7 protein-coding genes are annotated in these 11,239 nt (G+C 51.7%); 2 read left to right on the forward strand and 5 right to left on the reverse strand.

Going from position 1 to position 11,239, the window contains the following annotated elements:
* Positions 1-319 precede the first annotated feature (319 nt).
* On the reverse strand, positions 320-2,536 hold the full coding sequence (locus tag ACO0LL_RS19585) for a TonB-dependent receptor (protein WP_422952494.1): 2,217 nt from the start codon (positions 2,534-2,536) through the stop codon (positions 320-322).
* A gap of 402 nt (positions 2,537-2,938) precedes the next feature.
* Here ACO0LL_RS19585 and ACO0LL_RS19590 point away from each other — a divergent pair, with 402 nt between their 5' ends.
* Together ACO0LL_RS19590 and ACO0LL_RS19595 are read left to right on the forward strand one after the other, a co-directional pair.
* Complete coding sequence (locus tag ACO0LL_RS19590) at positions 2,939-4,651, forward strand: ABC transporter substrate-binding protein (protein ID WP_422952505.1); 1,713 nt, start codon at positions 2,939-2,941, stop codon at positions 4,649-4,651.
* Positions 4,652-4,713: 62 nt separating this feature from the next.
* Positions 4,714-6,939: an ATP-binding protein gene (locus tag ACO0LL_RS19595; protein WP_422952495.1), complete on the forward strand. Its 2,226-nt coding sequence runs from the start codon at positions 4,714-4,716 to the stop codon at positions 6,937-6,939.
* A 58-nt stretch (positions 6,940-6,997) separates the two neighbouring features.
* Here the strand turns inward: ACO0LL_RS19595 and ACO0LL_RS19600 are convergent, their stop codons facing one another.
* Genes ACO0LL_RS19600 through ACO0LL_RS19615 form a run of 4 tightly spaced genes read right to left on the reverse strand, consistent with a single transcriptional unit; the run spans position 6,998 to position 10,688 of the window.
* Entirely contained in the window at positions 6,998-8,413 is a 1,416-nt protein-coding gene (locus tag ACO0LL_RS19600) for a metallophosphoesterase family protein (protein ID WP_422952496.1), read from the reverse strand.
* A 15-nt stretch (positions 8,414-8,428) separates the two neighbouring features.
* Positions 8,429-9,607 carry a serine hydrolase domain-containing protein gene (locus ACO0LL_RS19605; protein ID WP_422952497.1) on the reverse strand — a complete coding sequence of 393 codons (1,179 nt, stop codon included), beginning with the start codon at positions 9,605-9,607 and terminating at the stop codon, positions 8,429-8,431.
* A 38-nt stretch (positions 9,608-9,645) separates the two neighbouring features.
* A complete protein-coding gene (locus ACO0LL_RS19610) occupies positions 9,646-9,966 on the reverse strand; it encodes an AzlD domain-containing protein (protein ID WP_422952498.1) in 321 nt (106 codons plus the stop codon).
* On the reverse strand, positions 9,963-10,688 hold the full coding sequence (locus ACO0LL_RS19615) for an AzlC family ABC transporter permease (protein ID WP_422952499.1): 726 nt from the start codon (positions 10,686-10,688) through the stop codon (positions 9,963-9,965). The genes ACO0LL_RS19610 and ACO0LL_RS19615 overlap by 4 nt, the downstream gene beginning before the upstream one ends.
* Positions 10,689-11,239 lie beyond the last annotated feature (551 nt).

Below are 11,239 nucleotides of genomic sequence, written 5' to 3' on the forward strand. Positions count from 1 at the left end.
ATTGTAAGTTTTATTGAACAGACAGATTTAGACTATTTCCTCAGGGAAATCCGCAAAACAATTGCATAGTGGCAACTCGGCGGTTGGCAAAAAATTAGTAATCTGATATACGATTTTTTGATGCCTACTAGGAGATGCTTGACGGAAACATAAACAAAAGGCTCGCCTTTTCAAATTAGGTGATGGTCAGACTTACAAAAAGTCATTTCACCATTTCTTGCACTTTCCGTGGCGAAATGCCGACAATACGCATGCTTAAAAAGCAAAAATGGCAGGCCAAAACGGCCTGCCATCACCAAATCAGTGCACGCAAATTTGTTTAAAAATCAGCTGTCACTGAAAAATTCCAACTGCGGGATGGTACAAAAGTATATTGATCAAATGCTGCACCCTTGCTATTTGCGGAAATGGACGTGGCATCCTGTTTGTCGAACAGATTATTGATACCAAACTGCGCCTTCACATTTTTGAACATCAGCCCATTTGTCTTGTAGCGATAGCCCAGCGTGAAATCTGTCGTGGTATAAGCCGCTATTTTGTAGGCTGCCGGTTCGCCATCTTTTGCATATTGCTGGCCCGTGGTTTTGGCGATCAATGAAGCATGCAAGCCACTAGCCTTGTACAGCAAACCAAAAGCAGAGGTGGATTCTGGTGCCTTGGCAACCTGCAAGCCTGTATCTTTTGTCTTGGCACTATTCAGCGAAGCATTCGCATGCACTGAGAAACCGCTACCGAGATAGTAAGTCGCCGCAGCTTCTATACCCTTGTAGATGACACCACCCTGGTTGTAATACACGACATCATTGCCTGTGCCAGTGGATGCGATCTTGTTATTAAAATCGATGTAGTACACGTCAGCATCCAGCGTCAAATCTCTGGATTGATGAACCATACCGAGCTGATAATTGGTCGATGTCTGCGGCTTTGGTGCGCTCAGGCTGGGCGTGTTGACATAGAACATGGACAAGTCAGGCACCAGAAAGCCGCGGGCGATTTGCGTATACGCAGACCATTCCTTGTTGATGCTGTAATTGGCAGTCAGGAAAGGCAAGGTTGTTGTATAGGTTTGTTCTGTAACGGTCGGGATGCGGGTGGTCTGGTTGACCTTGGCATCAAGTGAGCGCTGGAAGCTGACATATTTCAAACCCGGTGTAATCGTCAGGTCTGGCATGGCGGCCCATTCAAATTCGACGAAGGGCTGGTATTGCCTCCAGTTCGAGCCCTGCTCATAAGCGACATTCTTGGGGGCAGTCGATTCTTTCGGGTTGGCGACACCCAGGGTCCAGTCAAAGTCATAGGTATGGCGGTTGGTACTGGCATTTTCCATCCATATGCCCAGACGCAGCAAACCAGCATCAAATTGATTGCTCGCTTTCAGGATATCGCCATTCACACGGTAGGCATTGAGCTTGTTATAACCAGGAACATTCAGATTGCCTGTTACGCCAGCCTTGGTGCCATTCGCAGTCGCGCCACTGGCATCCTGGCCGGAGTAGGTATCATTGGTATAGGAGTAAGTGTAGAGGGTATTGTCGATTCCCCAGCCTGCCAGTTTTGACTGCAGGCGTATGTAATCAAAATCCGTGTTCTTGTTATTGAAGTTATAGCCGTAAAAATTCTGGCTCTTGGGATCATTATTGAGTGCATAGTTCTTGCCGAACTGCGCTACCTGGTTCAGGGTCACGCCACCTTTGTCGGCTGCATAGCTGGTGATTTTGTTGAAGGTTGAGAACACGGTCAGCGTGGTGTCCTTGCCCAGGCTGCGCTGCAGTTTGAACTGGTAATTGTCTTCGGTCACACCGCTATAAGTCAGGTAGCCATCTGTCGTCAGGCGCGAGCCATTGAACATGAAACGGGTATCGCCAAAATACGAGCTGGTGCCACTGTCGATTTGCACGCCAGTCATCCTGGTATTCCAGGAACCAAATGTGGCATACGGTGAGAAATGAAAATCCTGCGACAACTCTTTGGAAAACAGATTGACCGAGCCACCGAATGTCGCCTGCCCCAGATTGCTGGCATTGCCAGGACCACGTTCTATGACCATGCCACCGATGATACGCGCCGGGAAATACGAAGTGGAATGATGGGTGGGATTATTGGTGTCGCCAAAAGGGATGCCATCATAGGTGATGTTATATTCACCATCCTGAAAACCGCGCAGCGTCACCTTGGTTTCAGCCAGGCCTGGCCCATTCGGCGAGACACCTGCACCAACGCTGGGGGCAATACGTGCCACCGCATTAAAATCTGCCAGTGGCGTCACTGATTGTTCTATGAAGGTTGCCGTGATCACGGACTGTGGCTGAGTAGCTTTCAGCGACGTTTGTACTGGTGCCCGGTTACCTATAGAAGCGCCACTGATGACAACACGCGATTTGATCGCATCCGCATCGAGTGCGGACGGGGATTCTTGGACAGTTTCAGGAGCAGCAACGGCTTGTGCCCTGGCGTGCTGTTGTGTCATGCATGCGATGGCAACCAGTACCTGTGCTGTCATTATGTGCATGGAAAATTGAACTTGCTTGCGTGTCATCATGTGCCTTCCAATGAGCCTGGTGGGTAGAAAACCCGCAAGTGTAGGAAGTGCATGTGACAGGATAGTGTAAGCAGTGTGACTGTTTGATGACGTGACAACAGGCCACGATTGAAAAAAAGGTAAAAAATCTTCAACTCATGATGAATCGTCACTCATGCCTGGCCGATCGTTGTATCTTCTTGGTCTGCGGCAGATGCATAAATATATTTCCTTCTTGCAATCAGTTTGAGTGTGATTGCAGTTTTAATAAATGATTTATACGGAGCATCCTCACCTTATCTGTCCACAGCGGCTGCCCTGAGTATAGAAAGCCAAAGGAAAGCCAAAGCAAAAAGCTGTTTGTCCTTGAGATGGAGTCCATGAATGGCTGCAATCCGGAAATCCGGCACCATATCAGTAATGTCGCTGGCAATATTGCTGATGCTGCCATGGGTGACTGCGCATGCAGACCAATTGGCTGCTGAAAAATGGCTGCGCGAAGAATTCAGGATATCCAGCCTGACTGCTACCCAGCAGATGGATGAGATGCGCTGGTTTATCGCGGCGGCAGACAAACTGAAGCGTGCCGGTGTCAGCGAGATCAGAGTGGCGTCTGAAATCATCGATACCCATGCCTATGAATCTACGGTGCTGGCAAAAGCTTTTTTCGAGATTACCGGCATCAAGGTCATTCATGAAACCATGCCTGAGGGTGAGTTGGTTGAGCGCCTGCAAAAATCCATGTATGCCGACAAGAGCAGCTACGATGGCTGGATATCAGACTCTGACCTGATAGGTACCCATTACCGTTATGGTGTCATCGAACCCTTGTCGGATTATATGAGGGGCCAGGGCAGGGAGTTCACCAACCCCGGCCTCGATATCAAGGACTTTATCGGTACCAGCTTTACGACAGCACCCGATGGCAAACTCTACCAACTGCCAGACCAGCAATTTGCCAATCTCTACTGGTTCCGGGCTGACCTGTTTGCCCGCAAGGACTTGCAGGAGCAATTCCGGCAAAAATATGGCTATGAACTCGGCGTACCGCAAAACTGGTCGGCCTATGAAGACATCGCAGAATTCTTTAGCAAGGATGTCAAAACCATAGACGGCAAAGCTATTTACGGCCACATGGATTATGGCAAGAGTGATCCTTCGCTGGGCTGGCGGTTTACCGATGCCTGGTTGTCCATGGCGGGTGCGGCAGACCGTGGCATACCAAATGGCTTGCCGGTCGATGAATGGGGCATACGTGTCGCCAGTGACAAATGCACGGCGGTAGGTGCCAGTGTCAGTCGGGGCGGTGCCACCAATTCACCGGCGGCTGTGTATGCACTCAGCAAATATCTGGAATGGCTAAACAAATACGCGCCGCCGCAAGCCCGGCAATTGAATTTTACTGAGGCCGGGCCAGTGCCGGCGCAAGGCCAGATTGCCCAGCAAATCTTTTGGTATACCGCTTTCACCGCCGCCATGATCAAGCCTGACTTGCCCGTCATGAATGCTGATGGCAGCCCCAAATGGCGCATGGCTCCTTCACCTCACGGTGCCTACTGGAAAACCGGCATGCAAAATGGTTATCAGGATGTGGGTTCATGGACCTTGTTCAAATCCACACCAGAATACCGCAAGGCCGCTGCCTGGCTGTATGCGCAGTTCGTCACTTCAAAAAGCGTGTCGCTGAAAAAATCCATCGTCGGCCTGACCTTCATACGCGAATCAGACATACGTCATGAGTACTTCACAAAAAATGCCTATCGTTACGGCGGCCTGATTGAGTTTTACCGCAGCCCTGCCAGAGTCGCCTGGACGCCGACAGGGAATAATGTGCCGGACTACCCAAAGCTGGCAAGCCTGTGGTGGAGCAATATCGCACCCCTAGTACAGGGCCAAACCAGCCCCCAGGCCGCACTGGACAAACTGGCCGGACAGATAGACCAGGTCATGGCGGAACTGCAAAGCAAAGGCATGAAGAATTGCCCACCAAAACTTAATCCCGTGCGTGATACAACAAAGTACCTGACCGACAAGGGCGCACCATGGAAAAAACTGGCGGTGGAAAAACCCAAAGGCGAAACCATTGCCTATGACAAGCTATTGCAAGCCTGGCGCGAAGGTCGCGTTAAATAATATGCCTTAAATCACATCGGTCAGGCTGGTGATGAATGGAGTAATGAAAAGAAAGGGAAGCTGTGTTCCTGCGTAAAAATCTGAGCCTGATTACCGTCACGATACTGATCGTGTCGGCCATCCTGGCGCAGTCATACTGGAGTGCCCGGCAAGACAGGGAATTGACGCTGGAAGCAGAGCGCAGCAATGCTCATGTAGCCGTGCGCCTGCTTGAAGAACATGTGGCCCAGACCATGCAGGACGGCGTGCAAAAACTTGATACTGCAGCGATTGCTGCCGCCTCTTTCACGGATGTCGGTGTCGATATCCAGCATTTCATCAATAATTATGACGCTCAGGATTATCGCTACATCAAGGCCTTGCGCTATATAGATCTGGCTGGCAATAGCTGGGTCAGCTCGCCTGATTTTCCATCGCATCAGATGTCGGTGGCTGGCAGGGATGATATCCATTTCCTCATGCAACATCCCGAGTATAAAGAGGTCGTCATCGGCAGCCCGTATGAAAGCCGCTACGACAGCCAACTGGTGCTGCCTATCGCCCGCAATGTGTTTGACAAGAAGGGTAAGCAGGTGGCAATGATCAGCACTGACCTGCGCATCGCCTATTTTGCCGAGTTGTATGCAAATGTGGCAAAAGAAAATAATGCGATGCTGGCCCTGATCGCGAATGCGGGTTTTATCATCGTCCGCTCCCCTTTTGAGGCGCGCTATGTGAACCGTGATATCAGCAAGGAGCCTGCGACGGGCAGGCTGGCCAGCCAGGACAAGGAAGGCAGCTTCACTGACCCTGACTGGCTCGATGATGAATTTGAGCGCCTGTATGCGTATCGCAAGGTCAGCGGTTTCCCGCTCAGTGTCGTGTATGGGCGTGATCTTGAAAGCATACTCGCCCCCTGGTACCAGCGCCTGCAGACCAGGGCCATCTTCACTGCTGTGGTGGTCTTGTTGCTGCTCGGCGTCATGGCCATGCTGGCCAGGCAATTCCATAAATTGCGGGTGTCTGAAGCGACTCTCAGGAATGCCGAATATAAATTTTCTGAAATTTTTGAACGTTCGCCACTGGCGATTGCCCTGGTCAATCTGCACACCAGAAAAATTGATGCCGTAAATCATGCCTGGATACGATTATTTGGTTACCGTCACGATGACATCGTCGGTGCTGGTGAAGAATATCAAAAACTTTTTTGGGTAGATAAAGAAGAGATGCGCAAGTTCATCTCGCTCTTGCGTACCGAACCCCAGGTCGATCATTTCCAGGCCAGGTTCAGGCATGCTGACGGCAGCATCAAGGTGTGTCTGCTGTCTTCTCGTACTTATATGGCGGATGGTGAAGCCCGTTATATCGTTACCCCGCAAGATGTGACACGCCAGCTCGCTGCAGAGCAGGACTTGCTGAACCTGAATGCCTCGCTTGAAGACCGGGTTGCCAGGCGTACTGAAAACCTCGAGCGTTCAAATGCAGAACTGGCAGAAGCTCTCAATTCGCTGCAACTCATGCAAGGCGAATTGATACGCCAGGAAAAACTGGCTTCGCTGGGTTCACTGGTGGCGGGTGTCGCGCATGAACTCAATACCCCGATAGGCAATAGCGTGACCGTTGCCAGTACCCTGCAAGACCAGGCCAGAGTATTGCAAGGCGAATTGCAGCAAGGGTCGATCAAACGCAGTGCCTTCAATGCCTTCCTGGAGAGTACTATTTTTGGTTCTGATGTCTTGCTGCGGTCCTTGCAGCGCGCTTCTGAACTGATACGCAGCTTCAAGCATGTGGCGGTCGATCAGTCCAGTGATATGCGCAGGCAATTTGACTTGAGCCAGGTGGTAGAAGAAATCCTGCTGACCAATTCATCCCTTTATGCCAAGACCGGCTTTGCCATGCAGACTGATTTGCAGGCCGGTATCCAGATGGATAGTTTTCCGGGTGCCTTTGGGCAAATCATAGGAAATTTTTTGACCAATTCCATCCGGCATGGCTTTGAAGGACGCAGCAGCGGCATCATGTGCCTGAGTACCAGCCTGCTGGACCAGGATCATGTCAAACTTGAATTCAGGGACAATGGCAGCGGGATCGTGCAAGAGCATTTAAGCAAGGTATTTGACCCCTTCTTCACCACCAAGTTTGGCCAGGGTGGCTCGGGTCTGGGCATGAATATCGTCTATAACCTCGTCACGACGATACTGGCCGGAAAAATACAGGTACATAGCAAAGCTGGCGAGGGTAGCTGCTTTACTGTCATCGTGCCTTTAGTTGCACCCGCCGTTGAAGAAAAAACTACGCCACAGTCTTGATCCTGAATCTGGAGCAGGGACTGTGGCGCAATGGTGCAAACTGCTTAGCTGATTTTACTTATTTGTTGCTGCACTCCGTTTTTTTGCTCTGCATGCGGCACTCGGTGATCAGCTTGCCCTGCTTGTTCCATGCCTGGACTTTCCAGCTTTGCTGCTCACGCTCCATGGTCATGAAGCCGACTTCATTCGAATTGCTGAAGTAATCCAGTTTTGCCTCGGTATACGGTGTGGAATTGGCGGCCAGTGGCACAGGCAGCGGCGTATCAAGCGAAGAGCCGCCATTGCCTGAAACAAATTGCACAGGATGATCAGTGCTGAAAGTCAGCGCTTCAAACAAATGCACATGACCGGACAGGGTCGCCTGTACTTTGGATGGAAACAAGCGCGTGGTATTCAGGGTTTGCATGATGTCTTGCATGGCGAGATTGCCAGGGAAGATATTCAGTGGCCCATCTTTTTTACGTTCAGCAGCAAAGGCCAGCACAGGGTGGTGGTCAATGAAGATATTGAAGTCCGCACTTTCTGCCAGCTTGTTGACAGTCTTGAACTGCTCCATATATAACTGGTAGGCAGCATCGGTTTTTGCGAGTGGTTTGATAGGCACTTTGGCTGAATCAAAGATGATCAGTTGCGCCTGCTCGCTGCCTATACGGCCCAACGGTACGGCATAAGGATCGCTATAGTCGCCACGAATGTCATTTGATTCATCGACACAGTCACGTCCCCTCTTCAAAGGGCGCGGGTCCATCAGGCGCCACCAGCCCTGACCTGCACGGACACAGGTTTCATGATTGCCGCGCACGACTACCCAGGGGGCAGCTTTCAGCAAGGCCTGTGCAGGTGTGAAAAAATCTGCCTGCCAGGTATCCCAACCATAACCCCAGGGGCTGCCTGCGCATTCCTTATTCCCTTCGGGACAGGCATTTTCGCGGTAGTGATAATCACCGACATGCACAACCAGATCAGGCTTGAAGCGGGTTGCGGTTTCCACCATTTCACGGAAAGCCCATTTCTCGCTGTCATTGCAAGACTGGAAGTAATTGTCTGCGACTTTCAGGCGGCAACCAGTATCACCAATGACGATGATTTTTTGTGCGACCGGTTTTGGTATCGGTAAATCCCGTCCGCCTACACTGGCTGTTTTGGTCGCAGGCAGCAAGGGTGCTTCACAAGTCAACACAGGAAAATCGGAAGGCTTGCTGTCTTCCGGTTTGCTGGCTGTCTTGCGCAAAGGCAGGGTACTTGCCCCTGCTCTGTGGTTCATCGCGATCAGGTTGCCATCCTGCGCCAGGGCAGGACAGATATTGTCTGTCGTCACAGCGCGGGCAATCGCCTGACCATTTTCCCCCAATACTACCCAGGCAGCCTGAATTTTTGCATCGTGTTGCGTAGGCAGGCTGCTGCAAGCCGCCAGCAAGCTGCTGATGGCAGCAAGAACGAGCAGTCGTCGTCCCGGCAAGCTATGTGTGTGCATATTGTTCTCCATCTTTTATTTCAATCCCAATGCTTCGTAGGCCAGTCTCTTGAAGTCAAAAGAGAAGGGATGCCAGAAGCTCATCAATCTTTGTGTCATCAATACCCCGGCGATATTGTGGCGTGGTGATATCCACCAATGCGTGCCTGCGATACCACCCCATTCAAATTCGCCAATGGAAGCTGGTGGGTCTATCGATGACGGCTTAAGCGTTACCGCACCACCGAGGCCAAAGCCCTTGCCAGGTACATCACCAACGCCAGGAAAAGCAATGCCTGTACCAGCAGGTAAATGGTTTTGCATCATCAGCTTGATCGTCTCGGGCCTCAGCAAGGTATCGCCATCCGGCATGAAGCTGCGCATCAGCGAGAGCATGTCTTGCATGCTTGATATCAGGCCACCGCCGCCGGAAAGGCGTGCCACTGGCGTGGTGAATGCGCCGGGATAAGGTGATTTGTCGAGCTTGCGCAAGCCACGCTGCAAGATATTTTGCGGGTCAGTACCGGCATAGTAAGACGCCAGCCTGTCCAGTTTATGTTCAGGCACGACAAAGCTGGTGTCATGCATGGCCAGGGGATTGAATATGCGCAATTGCAGGAAGCGGTCAAAGCTCATGCCACTGACCACTTCGACCAAACGCGCCAGCACATCGGTGGCGATAGAATATTCCCAGGCCTCACCAGGATGAAAGCTCAGCGGCAATTCTGCCAGCACATCCATCATCTCGGCCAGGGTAGTAAAGGCATTCATGACCCGCTTTTCATTGTAGGCCTTGTACATGACCGTACCATGATCCAGCAAGCCATAACTGAGACCGGCGGTATGGCAAAGCAAATGCCTGATGGTGATCTTACTGCGTGCCGGTTCGGTATCATCAATACGGGTTGCGCCGGGTTTGAGCACTTGCAGGTGCGCGAGCTGAGGCAGGAATTCTTCGGCAGGCTGGTCGAGTTCCAGCTTGCCGTCTTCCATCAACAGCAGCACCGCTACTGAGGTGATCAGCTTGGTATTCGAAAACACACGAAACAGATGATCATCGCGCATTGCTGTCTGGCTTTCGCGATCGGCCCAGCCTGTGCAGTGCTGGTGCACCAGTTCACGCCCGGCCAGCACCGCAGTCGAGACACCGGACAGGATTTGCCTGTCCACATATTTTTGCATCGCCGCATTGATTGCGCTGAAATCGTAAGTCATTTACCAGATATTGAAGCTACAAAGGGTATATCCTACCCTCAACTCAACATATACTGCCAGCTAAAGAATACTGTCAGACCGACGATGATGGTTGCCAGTTGATGTCTGGTCACCGCGCACAGCAAGGCTGCCACCGTCGCCGCCACCAGTTGCGGATTGCGCCAGCTCAATTCCAGCTCCTTGCCATGCGGTGACAAAATCATGGGCACGATGATGGCGGTCAGCACAGTCACTGGCACAAACTCCAGCGCCTTTTTGAGGTTACCGGAAAATGCCACACGGTCACCAAGGATAAAGATCAGGGCTTTTACCAGAAAGGTGATGACAGCCATGCCGAGTATGGTCAAAGTGATATTCATGCCTGCTCCGCAGTGATCTGTTCTGGTTTATAAAAACGGGACGCCAGCATGCCGGTCGCCACCCCGGCAGCAATTGCCACCAGTAAACCCAATTTATAAGGCAGGTGTTGCAAGGCATAGGCTGTACTGCCAGCAACGATGGCTGCCAGCAGATGCGGGCGCTTGAACAATTGCGGCACGACGATCGCAATAAAAGTTGCCACCATGGCAAAATCCAGACCCAGGGTCTGCAACTGCGGGAATATCGCCCCGAACATCAGGCCTGTCAGCGTCCAGACTTGCCAGTTGGCATACATGGACAAGCCGGAACCCAGGAAATACCAATGCCCCAAAACATCCTGCGGATGCTGGCGGTAATAGCCGTCAACCACGGCAAAGGTTTCGTCAGTCAGCAAAAACCCCAGCCCCCAGCGCCAGCGTCTTGGCAAATGCCTGACGTGTGGCATCAGGGCAGCCGCATACAGCATATGCCGCAAATTAACGATAAAAGTCGCCAGCCAGATCACCAGCATGCCCGTGTGGCTGGCGATGAGGCCAGTCGCAATGAACTGGCTGGACCCGGCAAACACCGCCAGCGACATCAACTGCCCCTGCCAGGCTTGCATTTGCGCGGTGGCGACGAGGGTGCCAAAGATCATACCGAAGGGGGCAGCACCGACCAGCATGGGGACGGTGTCGCGGATACCGGCGGTGAAGTGCTTCATTCTTGTGCTTGAGGGCATGGGTGATTCCATATTGCGGATGGCGATTGAATGGGATCTTGCCTGTTAATTGGGGAATGGGCTTGTACGTTCTTGCGGTTTGGGGGCATTATTTGAAATAAAGAATTTACTTACGTACCTTACCTGGCTGAAAGTAAATTAAATGACTATAAATGTTAGCTACGTCATTCCAGCGTGCTTTTGGCTGGAATCCAGCGGCGTTCGCGGCATTACATTAACTTCACATTCTTAGTTTTACGCTCCTGCAATTCAAATACCTGCACGCATCATTTGAGATAGCAGGCCGGGGGTAGCCCGGCGGCTACTCCCTTTTCTTGTCTCGCCAAGAAAAGGAAGCAAAAGAAGGCGACCCAGGCGTCGTCGCCCCCTGAAGGGGGTCCCCGTTTATGCAGTACAAAAAATGGGAAGGTCCGAAACTCGCCTGCGGCTCAAACAAGCGGCCCTTCTTTTTCCATTTTCTGTACTGCACAAACGGCGCCGACACATGGGAACTGCAAAAGTCAAAAGCAAAGGTCAACAGCAACCCCAACGTCAATACGACCGCTAATTGC

Origin of the sequence: Undibacterium sp. TC4M20W (genome assembly GCF_049340245.1) — a bacterium.
Taxonomy (GTDB): Bacteria; Pseudomonadota; Gammaproteobacteria; order Burkholderiales; family Burkholderiaceae_D; genus Undibacterium.

What these genes read in the sequence shown, in the direction of transcription:
- ACO0LL_RS19600 (WP_422952496.1), bottom strand. Translation starts at nt 8,413, where the DNA reads ATGCACACACATAGCTTGCCGGGACGACGACTGCTCGTTCTTGCTGCC.
- ACO0LL_RS19615 (WP_422952499.1), bottom strand. Translation starts at nt 10,688, where the DNA reads ATGCCCTCAAGCACAAGAATGAAGCACTTCACCGCCGGTATCCGCGAC.
- ACO0LL_RS19605 (WP_422952497.1), bottom strand. Translation starts at nt 9,607, where the DNA reads ATGACTTACGATTTCAGCGCAATCAATGCGGCGATGCAAAAATATGTG.
- ACO0LL_RS19585 (WP_422952494.1), bottom strand. Translation starts at nt 2,536, where the DNA reads ATGACACGCAAGCAAGTTCAATTTTCCATGCACATAATGACAGCACAG.
- ACO0LL_RS19610 (WP_422952498.1), bottom strand. Translation starts at nt 9,966, where the DNA reads ATGAATATCACTTTGACCATACTCGGCATGGCTGTCATCACCTTTCTG.
- ACO0LL_RS19590 (WP_422952505.1), top strand. Translation starts at nt 2,939, where the DNA reads ATGTCGCTGGCAATATTGCTGATGCTGCCATGGGTGACTGCGCATGCA.